Origin of the sequence: Aestuariimicrobium sp. G57, from assembly GCF_050110855.1 — a bacterium.
GTDB lineage: Bacteria > Actinomycetota > Actinomycetes > Propionibacteriales > Propionibacteriaceae > Aestuariimicrobium.
On the sequence record NZ_JBNINW010000009.1, the window covers coordinates 19,528 to 43,779 of the forward strand.

A 24,252-nucleotide genomic window follows, 5' to 3' on the forward strand; every position below is an offset into this window, starting at 1 on the left:
GTGCTTCTTGCCCTCATTCTCGCGCACTTCGCGGTGGGGGCCAGTGCGCCCATCTTGGCGAAGTGGCTGGGACGACGGGCGTACTTCGTGGCGGCATTGGTGCCGGCCGTGGCCTTCGGGCTGCTGCTGGGCAAGGCCCCGCAGATCACCTCGGGTCAGGTCATCACCGAGACCTACCAGTGGATCGCCGTGCTCAACATCGACATCACGTTCCGCATGGGACTGGTGCAGTGGGTGCTGGGCCTGGTCGTCACGGCCATCGGTGCCGTGGTGCTGGTCTATTGCCGGTGGTACTTCGGGGCCACGGCTACCGCGACCAGGTGTCTTGGCCTGCTGACCGCCTTCGCGGGCACCATGCTGGGCCTGGTCAGCGCCGACAACCTGGTGCTGCTGTACGTGTTCTGGGAGATCACGACGATCTTCAGCTACCTGCTGATCGGCAACGACTTCACCCGCAAGGCCAACCGTGGCGCCGCGCTGACCGCACTGATCGTCACCACCTTCGGTGGCCTGGCGATGCTGGCCGGCATCGTCGCGCTGGGCGTGGTCACCGACACCTACAGCATGGCCGCCATCATCGACCAGCCGCCGTCGGGGCCCATCGCCGCTGCCTCGATGTTGCTGCTGCTCGTCGGCGCGCTCAGCAAGTCGGCGTTGTTCCCGTTCCACTTCTGGCTGCCCGGCGCGATGGCGGCGGCCACCCCCATCAGCGCCTACCTGCACGCGGCGGCCATGGTCAAGGCCGGTGTCTACCTGGTGCTGGTCATGGCGCCAGTGTTCGCCGATTCACCCTACTGGCGACTCACCATCTCGGTGCTCGGCGCCATCACCATGCTGCTCGGTGGGTGGCGCGCCCTGCGACAGGACGACATCAAGCTGCTGCTCGCCTACGGCACCGTGAGCCAGCTGGGCTTCCTGGTGGTGCTCACCGGCATGGGCACCCAGTCGACCGCGCTCGCGGGCCTGGCCTGGCTCGTCACCCACGCCCTGTTCAAGGCGGCGCTGTTCCTCGTCGTCGGCATCGTCGACAAGTCCACCGGCACCCGTGACCTCACGATCCTGTCGGGGGTTGGACGACAGCTGCCGTGGCTGGCGGCCTTCGCTGTCATGGCGGCGGCCTCAATGTCGGGCCTGCCACCCACCCTGGGCTTCATCGCCAAGGAATCGGCACTCGAAGGCCTGGTCAACCTCACCTTCGGCGGCGACGGCACCACCATGCCCGCCGCATTGTCCGTGACGCTGACGGCGGCCATCGTCCTCGGGTCGATGCTGACGCTGGCCTATTCGTACCGCTTCATCTGGGGCACGTTCGCCGACAAGCCCGGCATTCCGCTGTGCGAGGTGCGCCGCCAGACCTGGGGCATGTCGCTCGGCCCCGGGCTGCTGGGTGTGCTCTCGCTCGTGCTCGGCTTCCTGGGGCCGCAGATCACGCGTCTGCTGATGCCCTATGCCGAGTCGGTGCCCGAGGGTGCACACCCGCATGGACTGGCCCTGTGGCACGGGTTCACGATCCCGCTGGGGCTCTCGGTGCTGATCATCGTCGGCGGATCACTGATGGCCTGGCAGCGCGAACGGGTCAGCCACCTGCAAGAGACGTTCCCGACGACCGTCACCGCCCACGACCGCTACCTGCAGATCATGCGGCTGGTCGACAAGGCGGGCGTCGAACTGACCTCACGCACCCAGCAGGGTTCGCTGATCGTCTACCTGTCCAGCATCTTCGTGGTGTTCCTGCTCGGCGTCGGCACCCCGCTGCTGCTCACCTCGAGCTGGCCCAGCAGCGTGCGCTGGTACGACTCACCGGGCCAGGTGGCCGTCGGCGGCATCATGATCACCGCCGGACTGCTCGCGGCGATGTCGCGTGGCCGCATCCGCGCCGTGCTGCTCGTCGGGGTGACCGGCTACGGCACCGCCCTGCTGTTCATGCTGCACGGGGCCCCCGACCTGGCGCTGACCCAGGTGCTCGTCGAGACCGTCACCGTGCTGGTCTTCCTGCTGCTGCTGCGCCGCATGCCGCGCTACTTCACCAACCGCCCGCTGGCCGCGAGCCGCTGGTGGCGGGTGCTGCTGTCGCTCTCGGTCGGCGCGGTCACCGTGATGCTCACGATCGTCGCCTCGGGTGCCCGCATTGACCTGCCGGCATCGCTGCCGCTGTTCACCACGGCCAAGGAATTCGGCTACGGCAACAACATCGTCAACGTCATCCTCGTCGACACCCGCGCCTGGGACACCCTCGGCGAGGTCTCGGTGCTCGCCATCGCCGGCACCGGCGTGGCATCGCTGATCTTCCTGCAGTCCCGGGCCCAGAACCCGCGTCGCCGCCCCCGCCACAGCGACGCCGCCCAGGAACGCGCCTGGCTGCGCGGTTCGACCAGCCTCGACCCGGCCGCGCGCAGCCTGATCTTCGAAGTGGTCACCCGCATCATCTTCGGGCTGACGGTCATGGTGGGTGCCTGGCTGCTGCTGCGCGGCCACAACGAGCCCGGCGGCGGCTTCACCGGTGGCCTGGTGATCGGCATGGCGTTCATGCTGCGCTACCTGGCCGGCGGGCGTGACGAGCTCAACGAGGCCGCGCCCTTCGACGCCGGCCGGCTGCTGGGTTCGGGGCTGGTGCTCTCGGTAATCAGCGCCCTGGTGCCCGTCGCCTTTGGTGGTCGGGTGCTGCAGAGCTACGACATCTACATCAACCTTGGCCCCGAGTTCATCGAGACCCCGATCGGCCGACTGCCCTTCCTGGGCGATGTGCACCTGGTGTCGTCCGTGGTCTTCGACGTCGGTGTCTTCCTGATCGTCATCGGCGTGCTGCTCGACTTCGCGCGCAGCCTCGGGTCGGGCATCGACATCCAGGCCAGCGAGCACCGTGCGCCCATCCCGGCGCCCCGCTCGACCGTCACCCTCAAGGCAGGTGAACTGCGATGAGCCCGAACATCACCCTGGCCCTGGTCGCCGGGTGTCTGGTGGCGTGCGGGGTCTACCTGCTGACCGAACGCTCACTGTCCCGCATCCTGATGGGCGTGATCGTGCTGGGCAACGGCGTCAACGTGCTGTTCCTCGTCGCCGCCGGCCCCGCGGGCATCCCGGCGATCCTCGGCAGTGGGGACAAGTTTCTGATGACCGACCCGCTGCCGCAGGCGATGGTGCTGACCGCCATCGTCATCAACATGGCTGTGGGCGCGTTCGTCATGACGATGGCCTACCGCAGCTTCCAGCTGTTCGGCCATGACGAGGTGCAGGACGACCGTGAGGACGCCCGCATCCGCGCCCTCGCCGAGAAGGACAGGGTCTCGTCAACGTATGAGGAAGGCCGATTCCAGGACACCGGTGAGAACGTGGTGAGCGAATGAACAACCTGTTGCCGCTGCCCGTGCTGCTGCCCATGTTCGGGGCCGCGATCACCCTCATCGTCGGACGCCGTCCGCGCGTGCAGAGGGCCATCTCGATCGCCGTGCTCGTCGCGGTGGTGGCCGTCGTGGCCTGGTTGGCCATCACCGCGCACCGCCAGGGCGTCCAGACGCTGTGGTTCGGCGCCTGGCCGGGGACGGCCGGCATCGCGCTGGTCGCCGACCGGCTGTCTGCGCTGATGCTGCTGGTGGCCTCGCTGGTCACCCTCGGGGTGCTCATCTATTCGGGTGGCCCTGATTCGGAAGAGCTCAGCAAAGAGACCCCGGTCTCGATCTTCCACCCGACGTTCCTGTTGTTGTGCTCGGGCGTCTCGAACGCGTTCCTGGCGGGCGACCTGTTCAACCTGTTCGTCGGTTTCGAGATCCTGCTGTTCGCCTCGTACGTGCTGCTGACCATGGGCGCGACCCGTCCCCGCATCCGCGCCGCGTCGATCTATGTCGTGGTCAACCTGGTCTCGTCCGCCCTCTTCCTGATCCTGCTCGGCACCGTCTATTCGGCGGTCGGCACGGTCAACCTGGCCCAGCTGGCCCAACGCATCCCTGCGCTGCCCGACGACGTGCAGGTGATGATCCAGGCGCTGATGCTGACGATCTTCGGACTCAAGGCGGCCATCTTCCCGCTGTCGGCGTGGCTGCCCGACTCCTATCCCACCGCGCCTGCGCCCGTCACGGCGGTGTTCGCGGGCCTGCTCACGAAGGTCGGCATCTACGCGATCCTGCGCACCCAGACAGTGCTGTTCCCGCACCGCCCGCTCACCGAGGTGTTGCTGGTGCTGGCCGCGCTCAGCATGCTGGTCGGCATCATGGGCGCCATCGCGCAGTCGGAGCTCAAACGTATGTTGTCGTTCACCCTGGTCAGCCACATCGGCTACATGCTGCTGGGCATCGCGCTGGGGTCCGTGGACGGCCTCACGGCCACCATCTACTACACCAGCCACCACATCACCATCCAGACCACCCTGTTCCTGGTGGTGGGGCTGGTCGGGCGTGTGGCCGGCTCGACGTCGCTGGAACGCATCTCGGGCCTGGTCGCGGTTTCGCCCCTGCTGGCCACGCTGTTCTTCGTGCCGGCCATGAACCTGTCGGGCATCCCACCCTTCAGCGGCTTCATCGGCAAGATCGGGCTGCTGCAGGCCTCGCTCGACTTCGGCGGGGTGTGGGGCTGGACGATGGTGACCGTCGCCCTGCTGACGAGCCTGCTGACGCTCTATGCCATCGCCAAGGCGTGGAACCGCGCCTTCTGGGGTGAGCCCGAACTGGTCACCGAGGGCAGCGGTGAGCCCGGCACCATGCCGCGGTCGATGGTGGGTGCCACCGTCGGCATGATCGCGCTCACCCTGGCGCTGACGTTCGGTGCCGGGTGGCTCTACGACTACTGCCAGCAGGCGGCGATCGCCTTGACCGATGGCGATTATGTGCGTGCGGTGATGGAGGGCCGGTCATGACGACCCATGGTTCAGAGCACAACCACGATCACGACGAGCACCTCGACCATGTGCGGCGTCGAAAGTTCAGCATCCGCGGCCAGTGGATGAACCTGGTGGTGCTGACCATCACCTGGGTGCTGCTCAGCGGCAATGCGTCGCTGCTGACCGTCGCCAGCGGCCTGCTGCTGGCGGTGTTGATCTCGTGGGTCTTCCCGTTGCCCAGCATCCAGTGGGGTGGGCGGCTGCGTCCGCTGGGGCTGGCGTACCTGGTGGTGCGCCTGCTGTACGACCTGGCCACAGCCTCGGTGCGGCTGTCGCGGTACGCCTTCTCTCGTGGGCCCTTGCCCGACACGGCCATCATCGCCGTGCGGCTGAACTCCGATGCCGACCTCTACCAGGTCGGCACGGGCAGCATCCTGTCGGTGGTGCCGGGCTCGGTCGTCGTCGATGCCCGCCGCAAGACCCGCACGCTCTACCTGCACATCTTCCCGACCTCACCTGATCGGCTCGATGCCGAGCGGGAGGCCTCGTTGGCCGCCGAGCGGCGCATCCTGGGCGCGTTCGCCTCGAACGCCGAGATCGAGGCGGCCCGGCTGAAGGCAGGGGGTCGGGTATGAGCATCGCGATCACCATCATCCACGGCATCGCCATGGTGCTGCTGGTCGCCGCGGCGGGGTTTGCCCTGTACCGGATGGCCCATGGGCCGACCAGCCTCGACCGGTCGGTGGCGAGCGACGTCATCATCGCGGTGCTCATCGCTGCCACCGGGCTCTACACGGTCACCTCGGGCAACGCCTTCGGCATGCCGGTGCTGGTCGTGCTGTCGCTGCTGGGGTTCACGGCGGCGGTCGGTATGGCCCGGCTGATCTCGAACCGGTCCGACCAGGTGCGCACGCTGCACGAGGCGCGGCGCCACCACGAGGACGGTGGCCACCATGACTGAGGTCATCGACCTGGTCGCAGCGCTGTTCGTGTGCGCCGGTGCGTTCTTCTGCCTCTCGGCCGCGGTCGGCATCGTCCGCTTTCCCGACGTGATCACCCGGCTGCACGCGGCGACCAAACCGCAGGTGTTCGGACTCATCCTGATCCTGGTGGGGGTGGCGCTGCGCATGTGGACCTGGCAGGTCACCCTGCTCGCCATCCTGATCGCGATCTTCCAGGTGCTCACCGCGCCGGTCTCGGCCCACATGGTCTCGCGCACCGCCTACCGGCTGGGCATCTGGCAGTCCGACCACGCACTGGTCGAAGAACTGGGCCAGGACCTCGAGGGCGCCGGGTTCGTGCACCCCGCCGAAGAAGAGGAACCGGGGGAGGGATCCTATCCGGGACTGCGCTGGAAGCCCGCCCAGGCATGGCTGCCGCCCAGCCGCGCTGACGAAGAGGCTGCTGCGGCCAGCGGCCCCGACGAGCACGGCAACGCGGGGGTCTCCGAGATCCCCGAAGGCGCGGCCCACCCGCACGAGGCCTCCGAGGCGATCGCGGACCACACCGAGACCAACCCCGAAGAGCTCAGCTGACCTGGCTGACTACCAGCTGCGCAGGCTCGCGGGGCTGCGCGGCGCGGTCAGCGAGGGGTCGGTGACGACGTGGTCGGCGAGCACCTCGTCGATGCGGACCATCAGTTCTTCGGGCAGGTCGACGCCTGATGCCTTGGCGTTCTCGGCGATCTGCTCGGGTCGGCTCGCGCCGATGATCGCGCTCGAGACATTGCGGTTCTGCAGCACCCACGCCACGGCCAGCTGGGCCATCGACAGCCCCATGTCGGCGGCGATTGGGCGCAGGTTCTGCACTGCCTCGAGCAGGCCCGGGTTCGACAGCCAGCCCTCGACCATGCGGTTGCCACCCTTGGCATCAGTCGCCCGCGACCCCTCAGGGGTGGGCTGGCCGGGCAGGTACTTGCCGGTGAGCACGCCCTGGGCCACCGGCGACCAGACGATCTGGCCGATGCCGAGCTCCAGCGACTCGGGCACGACCTCGGTCTCGATGATGCGGCTCACCATGTTGTATTCCGGCTGGTTCGACACGATGCGGAACCCGGCCTGTGTCGCCAGTTCCTGGCCGGCCCGCAGCTGGTCTGCCGTCCACTCACTGACGCCGATGTAGATCGCCTTGCCGGCGCGCACGACGTCCGCGAACGCCTGGATTGTTTCTTCCAGCGGGGTGGAGTGGTCGTAGCGATGGGCCTGGTACAGGTCGACATAGTCGACCTGCAGCCGGGTCAGCGAGCCGTCGATCGCCTCGAGGATGTGCTTGCGTGACAGGCCGCGGTCGTTGGGGCCCTTGGGGCCGATGGCGCCGTGCACCTTCGTGAAGATCTCGAGCGATTCGCGCCGCTGGCCCTTCAACGCCTCGCCGAGCACGCTCTCGGCGACGGTGTTGGCGTAGACGTCGGCGGTGTCGAAGCTGGTGATGCCGGCGTCGAGCGCCGCGTGCACGCAGGCCGTGGCGGTCTCGTTCTCGACCTGTGACCCGTGCGTCAGCCAGTTTCCGTACGTGATCTCGGTGACCTGCATGCCCGACGAGCCAAGAAAGCGATACTCCATGCCCCATTCCTACACCCGTCCGGATTTACGCGCTGACAACGCTCCGGGTGCCCGCGCGATTACCCTGTACAGGTGCCGATGCTTGACCTGCCCCTGATCCACGCCGGCAAGGTGCGCGAGCTCTATGAGCTGAGCCCAGACCCGCAGACCGGACGCGAACGCATGCTGATGGTGGCCACCGACGCCATCAGCGCCTATGACCACGTGCTGAGCCCGGGCATCCCCGACAAGGGCGCTGTGCTCACCCAGTTGTCGCAGTGGTGGTTCGACCAGCTCGGCGACATCGTCGACAACCACGTGCTCACCACCGACGTGCCCGACGAGGTGCCGGCCGCCGACCGTGCCAGGGTCGCGGGGCGGTCAGTCGTGGTCGAGAAGCTGGCGATGGTGCCGGTCGAATGCGTCGTCCGGGGTTACCTGACCGGGTCGGGATGGGCCGAGTACCAGCAGTCGCGCACCGTCTGCGGCATCGCGTTGCCCGAGGGCCTGCGCGACGGCGACCGGCTGCCCGAGCCGATCTTCACCCCGGCGACCAAGGCCGAACTCGGCGAGCACGACGAGAACATCACCTATGAGCAGATGCTCGAGACCACCGGCCCCGAGCTGGGCGCGCAGCTGCGTGACGTCAGCATCGAGATCTACCGCCACGCCGAACAGGTCGCCCGCGAGCGGGGCATCCTGCTCGCCGACACCAAGGTCGAGTTCGGTCGACGCCCCGACGGCACCCTGGTGCTCGGTGATGAAGTGCTCACGCCTGATTCGTCCCGGTTCTGGGACGCGACCACCTGGCAGCCGGGCGAACGCCTCGACAGCTTCGACAAGCAGTTCCTGCGCGACTGGCTCGTTCACGAATCGGGCTGGGACAAGGCCTGGGACACCACCCCGCCGCCGCTGCCGCCACACATTGTCGACGCGACGCGCCAGCGCTACCTCGACGCATATGCCCGTCTGGTCGGGACGGCATTCGTGCCGACGGCCAACACCGATAGGATCGCCCCCATGGCCACCGTTGTTGTCGATGTCATGCCCAAGCCCGAGATCCTTGACCCGCAGGGCAAGGCCGTCACCGGTGCGCTCGCACGCCTCGGTTACGACGGCCTGACCGTGCGCCAGGGCAAGCGATTCGAGATCGAGGTCGACGGCGAGGTGACCGATGAGGTGCTCGCCCAGGTTGCCGACGCTGCCGAGAAGCTGCTCGCCAACACCGTGATCGAGCAGTTCACGGTGCGGGTTGAGGGGTCGGCCCAGTGACCCGCATTGGTGTCGTCACCTTCCCGGGCTCGCTGGACGACCACGACGCGCTGCGGGCCGTGACGCTGTCGGGTGCCGAGGCGGTGCCGCTGTGGCATGCCTCTGACGACCTGACGGGTGTGGACGCCGTCGTGCTTCCCGGCGGGTTCTCGTACGGCGACTACCTGCGGTGCGGGGCCATCAGCCGGTTCAGCCCCGTCATGGATTCGGTGATCGACGCGGCCAACAAGGGCATGCCGGTGCTGGGCATCTGCAATGGTTTCCAGATCCTGTGTGAGTCGCACCTGCTGCCGGGGGCGATGATCCGCAACGAGTCGCGCCAGTTCATCTGCCGCGACCAGCGCCTGCGCGTCGAGTCGGTCGACACCACCTGGACCTGCGACTTCGAGCAGGGGCAGGAGATCACGATCGTGCTCAAGAACGGCGAGGGCAACTACATCGCCGACGACGAGACGCTGAAGGTGCTCGAGGGCAACAACCAGGTCGTCTTCCGCTACCTGGACAACCCGAACGGCTCGCGCAACGACATCGCCGGCGTGACGAACGAGCGTGGCAACGTCGTGGGCCTGATGCCGCACCCCGAGCACAACATGGAAGAGCTGACCAGCCCCAGCCTGGACGGACGCCCGTTCTTCAGCTCGGTGCAGCGGTTCCTGGCCAGGGTGTGAGGGCCTGACGCGGTCGGGTTGACCGGCTCGTGGGTGCATTTCGCGCGTCGGCGTGGGAATTGCAGCCCGCGGAGGCGGCTCGGGCTGCATGTCGTGCACCGGCGCGGGAAATGCAGGTGCGGGGGTCGTCCGGTTGGTCTGTGGACGCCCCCGTGGCGCGTGGCGGCCGGGGTGTGACCGGCCCAAATGTTGCGCTTTTGGCGCCGGCGTCACCTGTGCAGCTCGCGGAGCTGGTTCGGGTTGTACTTCCGGCGCCAGCGTCACGAATGCAGGTGCGGGGCTCGTCCGGGGTCGTTCGGACGAACGCATGGCGCGTGGCGGCTCGGGTGTGACCGGCCTGAATGTTGCACTTCTGGCGCCGGCGTCACTTGTGCAGCTCGCGGAGCTGGTTCGGGCTGCACTTCCGGCGTCAGCGTCACGAATGCAGGTGCGGGGCTCGTCCTTGGGGAGTTCTTCTGGTCCTGGGTTTGCTGTGGACGCCCCCGTGGCGCGTGGCGGCCAGGGTGTGACCGGCCCAAATGTTGCACTTCTGGCACCGGCGTCACTTGTGCAGCTCGCCGAGCCGGTTCGGGCTGCACTTCTGGCTCCAGTGTCACGAATGCAGGTGCGGGGCTCGTCCGGGGTCGTTCGGACGATCGCATGGCGCGTGGCGGCCGGGGTGTGACCGGCCCACATGTTGCACTTCTGGCACCGGCGTCACTTGTGCAGCTCGCCGAGCCGGTTCGGGCTGCACTTCTGGCTCCAGTGTCACGAATGCAGGTGCGGGGCTCGTCCGGGTCGTCCGGACGATCGCATGGCGCGTGGCGGCCCGGGTCGCCCGGCCCAAATGCTGCACTTCTGGCGCCAGCGTCACCTGTGCAGCTCGCCGAGCCGGTTCGGGCTGCATTCGCGGCACCAGCGTCACAAGTGCATGATCAGGGCTCGTCCAGGACCGCTCGTCTGAGCAAAATCCACCCCCGCGCACTCCGACGTCCGGGTACCCCAGCACTCCCTCCAGACCCACCTGTAGCGTGGTCCACAGGCACGCAATGATGCGCGCCCTCTGACCACGAAGAGGTAGTCATGGCACAGGCAAAGAAGATCATGAACAAGCCCGAGGATCTCGTCGACGAGACCCTCGACGGGCTGGTCGCCATCTCGCGGGGCTTGCTCACCCGCGACCCCGGCTCGCGCGTGGTGCGCAGCACGAAGATTGAACAGGGCAAGGTCGGCCTGGTGGTCGGCGGCGGATCCGGGCACGAGCCGATGTACGGCGCCTTCGTGGGCCCCGGCCTGGCGAACGCCAGCGTGTCGGGCAACATCTTCGCCGCGCCCGCCCCGCAGCATGTGCAAGAGGCCATCGAGGCTGCCGACGCCGGCGCCGGTGTGCTGGTCGTCTATGGCAACTACGCCGGTGACATCCTGAACTTCGACCTGGGTGCCGAGGATGCCGCCGACAACGGTGTCGTCTCGAAGACCGTGCTCGTGCGCGACGACGTCGCCACCCCTGACCGTGACGGACGCCGCGGCATCGGCGGCGCCTTCTATGTCGTCAAGGCCGCCGGTGCCGCCTGCGCCAAGGGCCTGTCACTCGACGAGGCCGCCGCGGTGACCGAGCGTGTCGAGTTCAACACCCGCACCATCGGCATCGCCCTGCGCGCCGGTGTGCTGCCCGACACCGGCAAGCGCACGTTCGAGCTGGGTGATGACGAGATCGAGATCGGTCTGGGCGTGCACGGCGAGGTGGGCGTCGAGCGCACCAAGCTGCAGAGCGCGGACGACATCGCCGAGAACATGCTGAACCGCATCCTGGTCGACCTGCCCTTCGAATCCGGCGACCATGTCGCGGTGCTGATGAACAACCTGGGTGCCACCACCCAGATGGAACTGCTCATCGTCTACCGCCGCATCGCCCAGTTGCTGGAAGAAAAGGGCATCACCGTCGACCGCACCGACATCGGCGCACCGTTCACCTCGCAGGACATGGCCGGCTTCTCGCTCACGCTGCTCAAGCTCACCGACGAGATCGCCGAACTCATTGCCGCGCCGTGCGAGTCGGTGCCCTTCACCCAGGCCTGAACGATGGCAGCAACTCTCACCATCGACCAGACCCGCACCGTGCTGCTGGCTGCCTGCCAGGCCATCATCGACGCCCGTGAAGAACTCGGCGATGCCGACCGTGCCACCGGTGACGGTGACCACGGCGAGGGCATGGCCAGGGGCTTCGGGGCCGGGCAACAGGCGCTGCAGCAGGCCGAGCTCGCCACTGTCGGCGAGGCCTTCAAGACCATCGGATCGGCCGTCCTCGCCGCCAGCGGCGGGGCGTCCGGGGTGATCTTCGGCACCATGTTCCGCGCACCGGCGAAGGTGCTGACCGGTGACCAGCTCGACGCCGAGGGTTACGCCTCGGCGCTCGAGGCCGCCGCCGACCAGATCGGGACGAGGGGCAAGGCCGCGGCCGGCGACAAGACGATGCTCGACGCCCTCATCCCCGCGGCGCAGGCCGCCCGTGCCTCGGCCGGGGATGGGCTCGAGGCGGCAGCCAGGGCAGCGGCCGAGGCCGCCGAACGGGGCTCGGTAGCCACCACCGACATGGTGGCCGCGTTCGGGCGGGCCAAGTCGCTGGGGGAGCGGGCCCGCGGTCACCGCGACCCCGGCTCCATCTCGGTGGCGATCCTGCTGGCAACGATCGCCGACGGCATCGAGCACACCTGAACCCACAAGGACGCCTGAAACTCAGGGTTCGAGCAGCACCTTCAACTGTTCCCCTGCCCGGGCCGCGGCGAATGCCTCATCGGCCCGGGCCAGGGGGAACGCCCCCGTCACGAGCGGCGCGAACAGCTCCGGTGCTCCGGCCAGCAGGTCGAGCGCCTCGGCGAAGTCGGCATTGGTGTTGGCCGTCGACCCGGTCACGACCAGTTCGCCGTAGTGCACCAGGTTCGCGTCCAGCCCCACCACCCCGGCACCCGAGGGCAGCCCGGCGAAGAAGTTGATGCGGGCACCCTTGGCCGCGCACCGCAGGGCGTCCGCGAACACTTCGCCGATGGGTGTCGCCACCACCACCGCATCGGCACCCGCCCCATCGGTGTGGGCCCTGACCTGGTCGGCCAGGTCACCATCGCGGGGGTCGAGGGTCACGTCTGCACCCAACTGCCCCGCAATCCGGCGGCGGTGGGCCGAGGTCTGGCTCACCAGCACCCTGCCGACCCCGCGGTGCTTGGCGACCAGCAGCGCGATCAGCCCGATGGGTCCGGCGCCGCAGATCAGCAGGCTGTCATCGCGGGTGACCTGCAAGGGACGAAGGCCCCGCACCACCGCCGCGATCGGCTCGGCCAGGGCCGCCGTCCGCAGGTCGAGATGCTCGGGCACGACCTGCACATTGCCCGCAGCCACGCCAGCGGCTGGAATGCGCACCTTTTCCGCGAAGCCACCGTCGAACGTCAGCCCCACCGATGCGTAGTTCTCGCACAGGTTGCCCAGACCCCGCCGGCACGGACGGCACTGCCCGCAGGCGATGTTCGGTGCCACGGCCACCCGGGTGCCGGGGTCGAAACGGGCATCACCGCTGCGGTTCTGGGCCACGATGCCGACGGCCTCATGGCCCGGCACCCGCACCGTGCCCGGCGGGTACAGCCGGTGCTGGCCGCGGGCGATCTTGAGGTCGGTGCCGCAGATGCCCGAGGCGGCGACGTCGATCAGCAATTCGCCCTCGTCGGCCACGGGGTCGGGCCGTTCGACGAGTGCCAGGACGGGCTCAGCGGTGGTGGCGCTCGGATGGCGGTATTCGTAGGCCAGCATTCGCCCACACTATCCGGGGTGGTCGTGGACGCCCGCGTGGCGTGTGGCGGCTGGGGTCTCGCGGTCCGCAAGTTGCACTTCTGGCGTGGGTGTCACGTGTGCGGCTCGATCGACCGGTTCGGGGCGCTCTGCTGGGGCGGGTCTGGGCGAAGAGTTTGCACAGGGGCAAGGATTTCGGGCGGGTGGGGCTGATCCGGGCCAAGTCCTTGCACAGGAGCAAGGATTTCGGGGCGAGGACCGTCCGGGGTCAGCCGTGGACGCTCGCGTGGCGCCCAGCGGCTGGTGTCGGCACCCGCAGGTTGCACTTCTGGCGCCAGCGTTGCGTCAAGGGGGAACGTCGACAAGGCACGTGTCGACCTGCGAACGGTCGTGTCACAAGCGGGTGAACCCCTGTTGTGCGCGCGTGCCAGCCGCCATGCTGGGAACATGTCTGGCCCAGCCCCCACCCCCTGGCGCGGACTCGTCGGCGCTGCCAGCCTCGACGTGCCGGTACCCATCGGCACCCCGATGTCGGGCTATGCCGCCCGCACCTCGCCCAGCACCGGCACCGCCGACCCCATGACCGTGCGCGCCCTGGTCGTCGACCGGGTCGCCCTGGTGGCCGTCGACTGTTGTGCCCTGCACGAGCGCACCTGTGAGTCCATCCGCACCCGGCTGCTCGACGACGGCGTGGTCGACGAGGTCGTCGTGGCCGCCACCCACACCCATGCCGGTGCCTGCATCACTCCCGGACGCCTCGGTCGGGAATCCCCCGAGGTGCGCACTGCCGCCGGCCGCACCGCGATTCGTGCCGTCCTGATGGCCGCCGGCGGCGTGGTGCCTGCACGGGCGAGCCACGGCGAGCAGCACGGTGCCGGCATCGCCCACAACCGCCGCCACCTTGACCGTCCCATCGACCCACCCGTGCAGGTGCTCGCGTTCGACGACGCGAGTGATCGGCGCATTGCCACGCTGGTGACCCACCCGTGCCACCCGGTCGTGCTCGACGCGTCGAACACCCTTGTCAGCGCCGACTTCGTGGCCGCCCTGCGTGACCAGGTCGAAGCGGCCCACCCGGGCAGCACCTGCATCTTCATGACCGGCGCCGCAGGCGACGTCAACGACGGCCACCCGCCGAGGCCTCGTTCACCGCGACGGGGGCCGGCGCGCGGTCCTTCGATGATGCCGAACGCATCGGACGAGCGCTGGGCGCCGCGGCCCTCGATGCCCCACTCGAACCCATCCTGGGTGACGACCGGGCCGCAGCCGCCCACCACCCGGTGGTGCTGGCCTTCGAGTCCTTCGACCGTGCGGCCGTCACCGCCGACGTCGCCTCGTGGCGACAGCGCCTGACCACCGAACCCGAGCTGGCCCCGCTGCTGCACCTGTGGCTGGCGTGGGCACAGCAGATGCTCGCCCAACCGGTGCTGCCCACCTCATGGTCCGGCCGGGTCGTGGTGGTCAGCATAGGCGGGGCCCGCATCGTCACACTGCCGGGCGAACCCTTCCTGACCGCGGCCGACACACTGCGGGCGCTGCGTGGGTCGCAGCAGGGCCCGACGCTGGTGCTGGGCTACAGCGACGGCGTGCCGGGCTACCTGCCACCCCGCGACGAGTACCAGCATGGCGGCTACGAGGTGGTCGACGCGCACCGCTACTACGGCATGCCCGCGCCGTTCGCGGCCGGCAGCCTCGAACAACTGCTCGCCGCAGCCGGACAACTGCTCCTGCCGGAATAGGCTGGCCCGATGACCGCCAACCTCAGCCGCGACACTGCCCGTCACCGCAGCGAGGCCATCGTCCTCGACACCATTGAGGTCTGGCTCGACATCACGAATGCGCCCGACGCCGACCAGCCGTTCTTCGACTCGCGTTCGACCCTGCGGTTCACCTCGACCGTGCCCATGATCGGCATCGACTTCCTCGACGGTGAGGTCGACGAGGTCAGCGTCAACGGCACCCCGGTCGCGGTCGACCACGACGGCGCCACGGTCACCGTCACCGGGCTGCATGACGACGGCACCACCACCAACGAGGTGACCGTGTCCGGTCGCGCCCGGTATTCCCGTTCGGGCGAGGGCCTGCACCGCTTCATCGACCCGGCCGACGGCCAGACGTTCTGCTACACCCAGTACGAACCCTCGGACTCGCGGCGCGTCCATGCCCAGTTCGACCAGCCCGACCTGAAGGCCCGGCACACGTTCCACGTCACCGCCCCCGAGGGCTGGACGGTGCTGTCGAACCAGCCCGAGGTCTCGAACCAGGCCGCCACCACCGGCACCGGCACCCAGCACGACTTCGCCGAGACCCCGCCGCTGTCGACCTACATCACCGTCATCGTCGCCGGCCCCTACCACGGCGTCACCGACACCTGGACCTCGCCCGACGGCTCCCTGACCATCCCGCTGGGCCTGTGGTGCCGGGCCACCCGCTCCGAGACCCTCGACACTGAGGAACTGTTCAGGGTGACCAAGGCCGGGCTGACGTTCTTCCACGAGAACTTCGACTATCCCTACCCCTGGGGCAAGTACGACCAGGTCTTCGTGCCCGAATACAACCTCGGCGCCATGGAGAACCCGGGCTGCGTCACGTTCACCGAGCAGTACCTGTTCCGCTCCGCGGCAACGCGCGCGCAGTTCGCCGGACGCTCGAACACCATCCAGCACGAGATGTCGCACATGTGGTTCGGCGACCTGGTCACCCCGCGCTGGTGGGACGAACTGTGGCTCAAGGAGAGCTTTGCCGAGTACATGGGCGGCCACGCGAACGTCGAGGCCGCGGGCTTTCCTGAAGGCTGGGTCGGGTTCGCGGGCCGCCGCAAGGCCTGGGCCTATGCCCAGGACGAGCTGCCCACCACCCATCCCATCGCCGCGGACATCCCCGACATCGAGGCCGCCAAGCAGAACTTCGACGGCATCACCTATGCCAAGGGCGCCTCAGTGCTCAAGCAGTTGGTGCACCACGTCGGTGTCGAGGCGTTCTTCGAGGGCTCGCGGCGCTATTTCCGGCAGCACGCGTTCTCGTCCACGACGTTCACCGACCTGATCGAGGCGCTGCAGCAGGCCTCGGGACGAGACCTCACCGAGTGGGCGCGGGCGTGGCTCGAGACCGCCGGGCCCGACACGCTCACGGGGGTGCTCGAGGTCGACGACGCCGGCACGATCACCCGCGCCGTCATCGACCAGCAGTCGACCGACCGGCGCACCGGCGCCGTGGTCGGGCGCCCGCACACCCTCGCGGTCGGCCTGTACGACCGTGTCGATGGACGATTGCAGCGGCGCGGCGCCCTCATGCCCGTCGAGCTCAGCGGTGCCGGCATCGAGCTGGCACAGCTGGCCGGCCAGCCCGCCCCGGCGCTGATGCTCGTCAACGACGACGACTGGACCTATGCCAAGGTCATCCTCGACCAGCGTTCGCTTGCCACCGCCCGCGAGCACCTGTCCACCCTCGACGACCCGCTGGCCCGCGCGCTGCTCTGGAGCCAGTTCTGGATCATGGTCCGCGACGGGCTCATGCCGGTGGCCCACTACGTCGAGGCCGTCGAGCGGCACGCGGCAGCCGAGTCCGACGCGGCGACGCTGACCACCCTGCTGGCCAATGCCCACGCCGCCATTGAGGGGTTCCTGCCGCCGGCGGCCCGGCCCGCGGCCCGCGAGGCCCACCTGGCCGCGCTCGAGGCGCTGCTGGCCGGTGCCGCGGCCGGCTCCGACAGCCAACTGGTGCTGGCCCGGGCGATGGCCGCCCATGCCTCGGTCGTGCCGGGCTGCTCGGCCCGCGTGCAGCGGTTCATCGCGCAGCCCCCGGCCGGCCTTGAAGATCCTGGCCTCGGTGGGCTTGGTGTCGACCTGCGCTGGGCCCTCGTCCGGGCCTGCGCCGCGACCGGCGACCTGGACGACCAGGCGCTGGCCGCCGAACTGGCGCGCGACGAAACCCTGGACGGACGCCTCGAACACCTCTCTGCCCGCGCCTCGCGCCCCGAGGTGCGCATCAAGGACGAGGTGCTGGCCCGCATCATCACCCCCGGTGTGGTCTCGAATGCCGAGGTGGATGCCGCCCTGGTCGGTCTGCGTCAACCCCTGTCGCGCCACCTGCTGGCCGATGCCGACGCGCAATACTTCCACCGGCTGACGACCTTGTGGCGCGAGCATTCCATCGAGATCGCCGAGCGGCTGGTCGGGGGGCTGTTCCCGCCGGCCACCCCAGAGACGGTCAGCCGGGCGCACGCGTGGTTGGCGGCCGGAAACGATGCTCCACAGGCGCTGCGGCGGCTGGTCATCGAGGCGCTTGACGCAGCCGAACGGCAGCTGCGGGTGCAGGCGGCGAACACTGGCGCGCGTCACTATTCATGATCTTGTTACTTTTCTCTCGTTTTGTGTTCGTGTGAGCGACTCCGGCAGGTCATCGACGCCGCATAATTTCGTCGCTCGTGACCACTCACAGCATCCCCGGGGTCGTGCGCCACGACCCGGCCGTTGAACCGCCGCGACACCACCAGCGGGTGTCCTGGCGCGAGATCGGCCTGGCAGCCGCGCTGATCCTGCCGAACCTGATCCTGCTGATCGTGTTCACGTATCGGCCGCTGCTCGACAACATCCGCATCTCGTTCTACCACTGGAACATCTCGTCGAGCCGCATGCGCTTCATCGGCCTCGACAACTACATCGAGTGGTTCACCGCCGAGGACACCCCCCGCATCGTGTGGAACACCGTGGTGTTCACCGTTGCCGCGGTGGCCGGCTCGATGATCCTCGGCCTGGCGCTGGCGCTGCTGCTCGACCAGAAGCTGCGCGGTCGCGGCTTCGTCCGGTCGCTGGTCTTCGCGCCCTACGTGATCGCCGGGGCTGCCATCGGCGTGGCCTTCCAGTTCGTGTTCGACCCGGGCTTCGGCCTCATCCAGGACCTGCTCGACCGCATCGGCGTCACCAGCCCGAACTTCTACCAGGTGCCCGGCTGGGCCCTGTTCATGATCACGGTCACCTACATCTGGAAGAACCTCGGCTATGTGTTCGTGATCTACCTGGCCGCGCTGCAGGGCCGCCGCAAGGACCTTGACGAGGCCGCCGAGATCGACGGCACGTCGGCCTGGCGCCGGCTGTGGAAGGTGACACTACCGCAGGTGCGTGGCACCACGTTCTTCCTGCTGATCACGGTGCTGCTCAACTCGTTCCAGGTCTTCGACATCATCAACGTCATGACCGGGGGCGGCCCGCTGGGCAACGGCACCACCACCATGGTCTTCCAGGTGTACCAGGAGACCTTCGTCAACAACCGTGCCGGTTACGGTGCCGCGGTCGCCACGATCATGTTCACCGTCGTGCTGATCATCACCGTCGTCCAGGTGCGCCTGCAGGACAAGGGAGCCCACTGATGACCGAGACGATCCCGGCGGTCACGACGTCCCCGCTCGCCGCTGCCGACCAGGGCTCCGGCGACCAGGTGGTCAAGCGTCGCCACCACCGCGACCCCGGCGAGTCCGGGCCTGCCGCCAAGGCATTCGGCTATGCCGCGCTGCTCGTGGCCGTGGCCATGATCGTGGTGCCGCTGTACTTCATCGTGATCACCTCGTTGAAGCAGCATGCCGACATCTACTCCGACCCGATCACGTGGTGGCCGAACCCGTTCGAGCCCGGCAACTATGCCTACGTGTTCGACACCGTGGCGTTCGGCACCTACCTGCGCAACTCGGTCATCATCACCGGGATCCTGACGGTGGTCGAGGTGGCGCTGGGCGTGCTCAGTGCCTATGCCTTCGCCTTCCTGCGTTTTCCAGGCAAGAACCTGCTGTTCATGCTGGTCATCGCCGCGTTGATGGTGCCCAACCAGATCACGATCATCAGCAACTACGCGCTGGTGGCCAACCTGGGCTGGCGCAACACCTTCCAGGGCGTGATCATCCCGCTCGCCGGTGTCGCGTTCGGCACCTTCCTGATGCGCAACCACTTCCTCAGCCTGCCCTCCGAGATCATGGAGGCCGCCCGCCTGGACGGCACCAGCTTCATGCGGACGCTGTTCCGCGTCGTGCTGCCGATGTCGTGGCCCACCGTGGTCGCCTTCGCCCTGATCACGATCGTGACCGAATGGAACCAGTACCTGTGGCCGTTCCTGATCGCCAGCGATGAATCGGTCGCGCCGCTGCCGGTCGGCCTGACCCAACTGCAGCAGAACGAAGGCCTCACCAACTGGGGCCCCGTCATGGCGGGCACCGTGCTCACCACCATCCCGATCCTGATCATCTTCATCATCCTTCAGAAGCAGATGATCAAGGGCCTCACCGCCGGGGCCGTCAAGGGCTGACCAGCCCACCCCCCAGGTCCGCCCGCGGGCCACAGTGAAAGGTAACGAAATGCTGAATCGTCGCAACCTGCTCGGCGTCGCCGGGGCCGGTGCCGCCACCCTGGCGCTGGGCAGCCTGGCCGCCTGTGGCTCGGGCAACGCCGGCCAGGAGGGCAACGGCACCATCCAGTTCTGGTCGAACCACCCGGGCTCGTCCAAAGAGATCGAACAGAAGATGATCCAGGCCTGGAACACGGCCAACCCGGACACCCCGGCCACTCTGGTCGACGGCGGCGCCAACTACGAAGAGCTCGGCCAGAAGTTCAACGCCGCCCTCGCCGGTGGTGACCTGCCCGACGTGATCGTCGCCTCGGACGTGACCTGGTTCAACTTCGCCCTCAACGAGGCCACCACCCCGCTCGATGACCTGTGGAAGGACAACGGCATCGACGCGAACAGCTACGTCGACACGCTGCGTGAGGACTACGCGTATGACGGCAAGCACTACGGCATGCCCTACGCCCGCTCGACCACGCTGATGTACTTCAACACCGACGTGATGAAGAAGGCCGACCTCGACCCGACCAAGGGCCCCCAGACCTGGGACGAGTTCGCGCAGTGGGCACCCAAGCTGAAGGCCGCTGCGGACGGCAAGCCGGCGCTGATCATCCCCGACGGCACCAGCTACCTCGACTGGTACTTCCAGGGCATGATCTGGACCTTCGGTGGCGCCTACTCCAACGAGTGGGAGCCCACCTTCACCAAGGCTGAGTCGATCGAGGCCGGCAAGTTCCTGGCCGACCAGTTCAAGCAGGGCCACATCGCCATCGCCAAGGACGCCAACAACACCTTCGGCATCGGCGGCGCCGCGGCGCTGCTGCAGTCGACCGGTTCGCTGACCGGCCTGACCAAGGCCGCGAAGTTCCCGTTCATCACCACCTACCTGCCCGGCCCGAAGCCCGGTGCCACCACCGGCGGTGCCGGCCTCGCCATCCCGAACGGCATCTCGGATGAGCGCAAGAAGAACGCCGTCAAGTTCGTCGACTTCCTCACCAACACCAAGAACACCATCGAGTTCACCCAGGCCACCGGCTACATGCCCGTGCGCAAGGACGCCGTGGACGACCCGTCCGAGAAGGCGTTCCTCGAGAAGAACCCGAACGCGATGACCGCCATCAAGCAGCTCAACGAGAACACCGCGCCGCAGGACTTCGCCCGCGTGTTCGTGCCCGGCGGCGGCGCCCTGATCGGCGGTGGCCTCGACAAGATCACCATCGGCGGCCAGGACGTCAACAAGGTCTTCAGCGAGCTGTCCAGCGAGACCCAGAAGGCCTACGAGCGCGACATCAAGCCGCTCATCAAGTGAGCCTGACCACCACCTTCAGCCCTGATCCTTTGCTCTGATCGGAGAACACCATGGCCACTGTCGAGTTCCGGCAGGCTTCCCGCATCTATGACCCCGCACGGCCCCCGGCCGTCAACCGCGTCAGCCTCACCATCGACGATGGCGAGTTCCTGGTGCTGGTGGGGCCGTCCGGGTGCGGCAAGTCGACCACGCTGCGCATGCTTGCCGGCCTCGAGCCGGTCGATGAAGGCTCGATCTTCATCGACGGCGTCGACGTCAGCGAGGTGCCGGCCCGTGATCGCGACACGGCCATGGTGTTCCAGAGCTACGCCCTGTACCCCAATATGACCGCGCGCCAGAACATGGCGTTCGCGCTCGAGAACGCGAAGGTGCCCAGGGCCACCATCGCCGAGAAGGTGGCCCGCGCCGCGAAGATGCTCGAACTCGAGCCGCTGCTCGACGTGCGCCCCGGCAACATGTCGGGCGGCCAGCGCCAGCGCATCGCCATGGGCCGCGCCATCGTGCGCGACCCCAAGGTGTTCTGCATGGACGAACCGCTGTCGAACCTCGACGCCAAGCTGCGCGTGGCCACTCGCGGCCAGATCTCGCAGCTGCAGCGTGAACTGGGCGTGACCACCGTCTATGTCACCCACGACCAGACCGAGGCCATGACCATGGGTGACCGGGTCTGCGTGCTGAAGGACGGCATCGTGCAGCAGGTCGACACCCCGACCCACCTGTACGAGCACCCGGGCAACACCTTCGTGGCCGGGTTCATCGGCTCGCCCGCCATCACCCTGATCGACGGGGTTGCCATTGAGGATGGTCGCGCCGTGCTGGGCGAGGGCCACGTCGTCGACCTCGGCATCGAGCGCGAGCTTGCGGCCAGGGCCACCACGGGCCGGGTCATCACCGGCGTGCGCCCCGAGGCCTGGGAGATCCTGGGCGTGGGCGGCGACCGCCTGCCCGACACCGTGCCGCTCAAGGTGATCCTGGTCGAGCACCTGGGCTCTGAGGCCTACCTGTACTGCGAGCCGCTCATGACGGCCGATTCGACCGTCAGCATCCGCGGCGGACGGGTCGTCGTGCGGGCCGACAAGCGCCGCACCTTCCGCGTCGATGATGTGCTCTCGGCGCGTCCCCGCTTCGGTGAGAGCTACTTCTTCGACCCCGCGACCGAGATCAATCTCGAGTACCTCTGAGAGGGGGCCGGGGCCGGCGCTCCAGCCCGGTAGATTGTGACCCGTGGTCGATACCGTTGAGAACGCACGCAGCACCCCCGAGTCCGAGCAGCCCTGGGCAGAACTCGGCCTGAAGCAGGACGAGTACGAGCGCATCCGCGAGATCCTGGGTCGGCGCCCCACCAGCGCCGAGCTGGCGATGTACTCGGTGATGTGGTCGGAGCACTGCTCGTACAAGAGCTCGAAGGTGCACCTGAAGCGCTTCGGCGCGCTCGAGCAGACCACCCCGCGCGGGCCGCTGCTGGCCGGCATCGGCGAGAACGCCGGTGTGGTCGACATCGGCCAGGGCTATGCGGTCACGTTCAAGGCCGAGTCGCACAACCACCCGTCCTATGTCGAGCCCTACCAGGGCGCGGCGACCGGCGTCGGCGGCATCGTGCGCGACATCCTGGCCATGGGCGCGCGCCCGATCGGCGTCATGGACTCGCTGCGCTTCGGTGAACTCGATGCCCCCGACACCGCCCGTACCCTGCCCGGCATCGTGTCCGGTGTCGGCGGCTACGGCAACTGTCTCGGCCTGCCCAACGTCGGCGGCGAGGTCAGTTTCCACGAGTCCTACTACGGCAACCCACTGGTCAACGCGCTGTGCGTCGGCCTGCTCAAGCATGAGGACCTGCACCGCGCTTTCGCCTCGGGCACCGGCAACAAGGTCATCCTCTACGGCGCAGCCACGGGAGGCGATGGCATCGGTGGCGCGTCGATCCTGGCGTCCGAGACGTTCGACGACACCAAGCCCAGCAAGCGCCCCAGCGTGCAGGTCGGCGACCCGTTCATGGAAAAGCTGCTGATCGAGTGCACGCTCGAGCTGTTCGCCGAAGACTTGATCAGCGGCATCCAGGACTTCGGTGCCGCGGGCATCTCGTGCGCCACGTCCGAACTGGCCAGCGCCGGCGACGGCGGCATGCACGTCGAGCTTGATGTCGTGCCGCTGCGTGACCCCACCCTGTCGCCCGAAGAGATCCTGATGTCGGAATCGCAGGAGCGGATGATGGCCGTGGTCGAACCGGCCAAGGTCGAGCGCTTCATGCAGATCTGCGCCAAGTGGGACGTGCAGGCCACCGTCGTCGGAGAGGTCACCGAGGGCGACCGGCTGATCATCGACTGGCACGGCCAAACCATCGTGGACGTGGACCCCAAGACCGTGGCCCACGAGGGCCCGGTCTATGAGCGACCCCTGGCCCGTCCGGCCTGGATCGACGAGGTCAACGCCAACTCGGCCAGCAACCTGCCCCGCGCCACCACGGACGAGGGCCTGCTCGACCAGGCCTGGGCCGTGATCTCGTCGCCGCTGAGCGCCGACAAGTCGTGGGTGACCAACCAGTACGACCGCTACGTGCGCGGCAACTCGGTGCTGGCCCAGCCCGAGGACTCGGGCATGCTGCGCATCGACGAAGAGACCGGCCTGGGCATCGCCCTGTCGCTCGACGCCAACGGCCGCTACTGCTACCTGAACCCCTACCTGGGTGCGCAGCTGGCGCTGGCCGAGAGCTACCGCAACGTCGCCGTGACCGGTGCCGAACCGGTCGCCATCACCGACTGCCTCAACTTCGGCTCGCCCGAGGACCCCGAGGTGATGTGGCAGTTCCTCGAGGCCATCATGGGCCTGGTCGACGGCTGCCGGCAGCTGGGCACCCCCGTGACCGGCGGCAACGTCAGCTTCTACAACCAGACCGGTGCGACGCCGATCCTGCCGACGCCCACCGTGGGCATGCTCGGCGTGATCGACGACGTCGCCAAGCGCAATCCCATGGGCTTCCAGCATCCCGGCGATGCGCTGGTGCTGCTGGGCCGCACCGGGGACGACCTGTCCGGTTCAGTCTGGGCCGATGCCGTGCACGACGGCCACCTCGGTGGCATGCCGCCCACGGTTGACCTGGCTGCCGAGCAGGCGCTGGCCAAGGTGATGATCGCCGCGTCGCGCGAGGGCCTGGTGAGTTCGGCCCATGACCTGTCCGACGGCGGGCTGCTGATGGGCCTGGTCGAGAGCGCGCTGCGCCACCACCAGGGCGTCGCCCTGACGCTCGACTCGGTGCCGGCGGTTGACGGGGTCGCGCTCGATGACACGCTGAAGCTGTTCAGCGAATCGGCTGGACGCGCGCTGGTCACGCTGTCGGGTGCGTCGATGCCGCGCTTCGAGCAGCTGTGCGCCGAGCATGGTGTGCCGATGGAGCGCATCGGCGAGGTGACCGGCGAGGACAGCATCGAGGTCTCGTCGCTGTTCAGCCTGCCGCTCGACAAGGTGCGCGAGGTGTGGTCGGGAGTGCTTCCGAAGGTGCTGGGCTGACCAAAATGTGGCTCTGATCGCCGGTAGCCTGTCGGCGACGATCGGAGACCGCGGTGCAGATGC

20 protein-coding genes are annotated in these 24,252 nt (G+C 68.3%); 18 read left to right on the forward strand and 2 right to left on the reverse strand.

The window, feature by feature from the left end; genetic code table 11:
• The 6 genes from ACQCX5_RS14550 to mnhG are packed head-to-tail and all read left to right on the forward strand — an operon-like array spanning nt 1 to nt 6,345.
• Complete coding sequence (locus tag ACQCX5_RS14550) at nt 1–2,919, forward strand: Na+/H+ antiporter subunit A (RefSeq protein ID WP_434541908.1); 2,919 nt, start codon at nt 1–3, stop codon at nt 2,917–2,919.
• Nucleotides 2,916–3,344: a Na(+)/H(+) antiporter subunit C gene (locus tag ACQCX5_RS14555; RefSeq protein ID WP_434541909.1), complete on the forward strand. Its 429-nt coding sequence runs from the start codon at nt 2,916–2,918 to the stop codon at nt 3,342–3,344. Before ACQCX5_RS14550 ends, ACQCX5_RS14555 begins: the two co-directional genes overlap by 4 nt.
• Nucleotides 3,341–4,846 (forward strand): Na+/H+ antiporter subunit D, encoded by a 1,506-nt coding sequence (locus ACQCX5_RS14560; RefSeq protein WP_434541910.1) that lies wholly within the window; start codon nt 3,341–3,343, stop codon nt 4,844–4,846. The genes ACQCX5_RS14555 and ACQCX5_RS14560 overlap by 4 nt, the downstream gene beginning before the upstream one ends.
• Nucleotides 4,843–5,445: a Na+/H+ antiporter subunit E gene (locus tag ACQCX5_RS14565; protein ID WP_434541911.1), complete on the forward strand. Its 603-nt coding sequence runs from the start codon at nt 4,843–4,845 to the stop codon at nt 5,443–5,445. The genes ACQCX5_RS14560 and ACQCX5_RS14565 overlap by 4 nt, the downstream gene beginning before the upstream one ends.
• The gene (locus ACQCX5_RS14570; RefSeq protein ID WP_434541912.1) at nt 5,442–5,771 is read left to right on the forward strand and encodes a monovalent cation/H+ antiporter complex subunit F; all 330 of its coding nucleotides are present in this window, start codon (nt 5,442–5,444) and stop codon (nt 5,769–5,771) included. The genes ACQCX5_RS14565 and ACQCX5_RS14570 overlap by 4 nt, the downstream gene beginning before the upstream one ends.
• Nucleotides 5,764–6,345 carry a monovalent cation/H(+) antiporter subunit G gene (gene mnhG / locus ACQCX5_RS14575; protein ID WP_434541913.1) on the forward strand — a complete coding sequence of 194 codons (582 nt, stop codon included), beginning with the start codon at nt 5,764–5,766 and terminating at the stop codon, nt 6,343–6,345. Before ACQCX5_RS14570 ends, mnhG begins: the two co-directional genes overlap by 8 nt.
• Before the next feature lie 9 nt (nt 6,346–6,354).
• Here mnhG and ACQCX5_RS14580 read toward each other — a convergent pair whose 3' ends face one another.
• Entirely contained in the window at nt 6,355–7,371 is a 1,017-nt protein-coding gene (locus tag ACQCX5_RS14580; RefSeq protein ID WP_434541914.1) for an aldo/keto reductase family protein, read from the reverse strand.
• 78 nt (nt 7,372–7,449) lie between these two features.
• On the opposite strand from ACQCX5_RS14580, the gene ACQCX5_RS14585 reads away from it, so the two are divergent.
• The 4 genes from ACQCX5_RS14585 to dhaL all read left to right on the forward strand — a co-directional run bounded on the left by ACQCX5_RS14585 (nt 7,450) and on the right by dhaL (nt 11,984).
• On the forward strand, nt 7,450–8,622 hold the full coding sequence (locus tag ACQCX5_RS14585) for a phosphoribosylaminoimidazolesuccinocarboxamide synthase (RefSeq protein WP_434542201.1): 1,173 nt from the start codon (nt 7,450–7,452) through the stop codon (nt 8,620–8,622).
• Nucleotides 8,619–9,290 carry a phosphoribosylformylglycinamidine synthase subunit PurQ gene (purQ, locus tag ACQCX5_RS14590; RefSeq protein WP_434541915.1) on the forward strand — a complete coding sequence of 224 codons (672 nt, stop codon included), beginning with the start codon at nt 8,619–8,621 and terminating at the stop codon, nt 9,288–9,290. The genes ACQCX5_RS14585 and purQ overlap by 4 nt, the downstream gene beginning before the upstream one ends.
• Nucleotides 9,291–10,352: 1,062 nt before the next feature.
• Nucleotides 10,353–11,348 (forward strand): dihydroxyacetone kinase subunit DhaK, encoded by a 996-nt coding sequence (locus tag ACQCX5_RS14595; RefSeq protein WP_434541916.1) that lies wholly within the window; start codon nt 10,353–10,355, stop codon nt 11,346–11,348.
• A 3-nt stretch (nt 11,349–11,351) separates the two neighbouring features.
• Nucleotides 11,352–11,984: a dihydroxyacetone kinase subunit DhaL gene (gene dhaL, locus ACQCX5_RS14600; RefSeq protein WP_434541917.1), complete on the forward strand. Its 633-nt coding sequence runs from the start codon at nt 11,352–11,354 to the stop codon at nt 11,982–11,984.
• Nucleotides 11,985–12,005: 21 nt separating this feature from the next.
• Here dhaL and ACQCX5_RS14605 read toward each other — a convergent pair whose 3' ends face one another.
• Nucleotides 12,006–13,067: an alcohol dehydrogenase catalytic domain-containing protein gene (locus ACQCX5_RS14605; RefSeq protein ID WP_434541918.1), complete on the reverse strand. Its 1,062-nt coding sequence runs from the start codon at nt 13,065–13,067 to the stop codon at nt 12,006–12,008.
• Between the two features lie 426 nt (nt 13,068–13,493).
• On the opposite strand from ACQCX5_RS14605, the gene ACQCX5_RS14610 reads away from it, so the two are divergent.
• The 8 genes from ACQCX5_RS14610 (at nt 13,494) to purL (ending at nt 24,189) form a co-directional block, all read left to right on the forward strand.
• A complete protein-coding gene (locus ACQCX5_RS14610; protein ID WP_434541919.1) occupies nt 13,494–14,399 on the forward strand; it encodes a hypothetical protein in 906 nt (301 codons plus the stop codon).
• Nucleotides 14,330–14,785 (forward strand): hypothetical protein, encoded by a 456-nt coding sequence (locus ACQCX5_RS14615; RefSeq protein WP_434541920.1) that lies wholly within the window; start codon nt 14,330–14,332, stop codon nt 14,783–14,785. The genes ACQCX5_RS14610 and ACQCX5_RS14615 overlap by 70 nt, the downstream gene beginning before the upstream one ends.
• Nucleotides 14,786–14,794: 9 nt before the next feature.
• On the forward strand, nt 14,795–17,395 hold the full coding sequence (gene pepN / locus ACQCX5_RS14620) for an aminopeptidase N (RefSeq protein ID WP_434541921.1): 2,601 nt from the start codon (nt 14,795–14,797) through the stop codon (nt 17,393–17,395).
• Nucleotides 17,396–17,472: 77 nt separating this feature from the next.
• Nucleotides 17,473–18,414, forward strand: coding sequence for a carbohydrate ABC transporter permease (locus ACQCX5_RS14625; protein WP_434541922.1), 942 nt, complete (start codon nt 17,473–17,475; stop codon nt 18,412–18,414).
• Nucleotides 18,414–19,340 carry a carbohydrate ABC transporter permease gene (locus ACQCX5_RS14630; protein WP_434541923.1) on the forward strand — a complete coding sequence of 309 codons (927 nt, stop codon included), beginning with the start codon at nt 18,414–18,416 and terminating at the stop codon, nt 19,338–19,340. Before ACQCX5_RS14625 ends, ACQCX5_RS14630 begins: the two co-directional genes overlap by 1 nt.
• A 49-nt stretch (nt 19,341–19,389) precedes the next feature.
• Complete coding sequence (locus ACQCX5_RS14635) at nt 19,390–20,685, forward strand: ABC transporter substrate-binding protein (RefSeq protein ID WP_434541924.1); 1,296 nt, start codon at nt 19,390–19,392, stop codon at nt 20,683–20,685.
• A gap of 50 nt (nt 20,686–20,735) precedes the next feature.
• A complete protein-coding gene (locus ACQCX5_RS14640) occupies nt 20,736–21,866 on the forward strand; it encodes an ABC transporter ATP-binding protein (RefSeq protein ID WP_434541925.1) in 1,131 nt (376 codons plus the stop codon).
• A gap of 43 nt (nt 21,867–21,909) precedes the next feature.
• Complete coding sequence (gene purL, locus ACQCX5_RS14645) at nt 21,910–24,189, forward strand: phosphoribosylformylglycinamidine synthase subunit PurL (RefSeq protein WP_434541926.1); 2,280 nt, start codon at nt 21,910–21,912, stop codon at nt 24,187–24,189.
• The last annotated feature ends 63 nt before the right edge of the window (nt 24,190–24,252 follow it).

Bases quoted from the DNA above. Each gene is read 5' to 3' on its own strand.
- mnhG (WP_434541913.1), top strand. From the start codon at position 5,764: ATGACTGAGGTCATCGACCTGGTCGCAGCGCTGTTCGTGTGCGCCGGT.
- ACQCX5_RS14560 (WP_434541910.1), top strand. From the start codon at position 3,341: ATGAACAACCTGTTGCCGCTGCCCGTGCTGCTGCCCATGTTCGGGGCC.
- ACQCX5_RS14555 (WP_434541909.1), top strand. From the start codon at position 2,916: ATGAGCCCGAACATCACCCTGGCCCTGGTCGCCGGGTGTCTGGTGGCG.
- ACQCX5_RS14610 (WP_434541919.1), top strand. From the start codon at position 13,494: ATGTCTGGCCCAGCCCCCACCCCCTGGCGCGGACTCGTCGGCGCTGCC.
- ACQCX5_RS14585 (WP_434542201.1), top strand. From the start codon at position 7,450: ATGCTTGACCTGCCCCTGATCCACGCCGGCAAGGTGCGCGAGCTCTAT.
- ACQCX5_RS14595 (WP_434541916.1), top strand. From the start codon at position 10,353: ATGGCACAGGCAAAGAAGATCATGAACAAGCCCGAGGATCTCGTCGAC.
- ACQCX5_RS14570 (WP_434541912.1), top strand. From the start codon at position 5,442: ATGAGCATCGCGATCACCATCATCCACGGCATCGCCATGGTGCTGCTG.
- ACQCX5_RS14580 (WP_434541914.1), bottom strand. From the start codon at position 7,371: ATGGAGTATCGCTTTCTTGGCTCGTCGGGCATGCAGGTCACCGAGATC.
- ACQCX5_RS14630 (WP_434541923.1), top strand. From the start codon at position 18,414: ATGACCGAGACGATCCCGGCGGTCACGACGTCCCCGCTCGCCGCTGCC.
- ACQCX5_RS14565 (WP_434541911.1), top strand. From the start codon at position 4,843: ATGACGACCCATGGTTCAGAGCACAACCACGATCACGACGAGCACCTC.
- dhaL (WP_434541917.1), top strand. From the start codon at position 11,352: ATGGCAGCAACTCTCACCATCGACCAGACCCGCACCGTGCTGCTGGCT.
- pepN (WP_434541921.1), top strand. From the start codon at position 14,795: ATGACCGCCAACCTCAGCCGCGACACTGCCCGTCACCGCAGCGAGGCC.
- ACQCX5_RS14635 (WP_434541924.1), top strand. From the start codon at position 19,390: ATGCTGAATCGTCGCAACCTGCTCGGCGTCGCCGGGGCCGGTGCCGCC.
- ACQCX5_RS14640 (WP_434541925.1), top strand. From the start codon at position 20,736: ATGGCCACTGTCGAGTTCCGGCAGGCTTCCCGCATCTATGACCCCGCA.
- ACQCX5_RS14605 (WP_434541918.1), bottom strand. From the start codon at position 13,067: ATGCTGGCCTACGAATACCGCCATCCGAGCGCCACCACCGCTGAGCCC.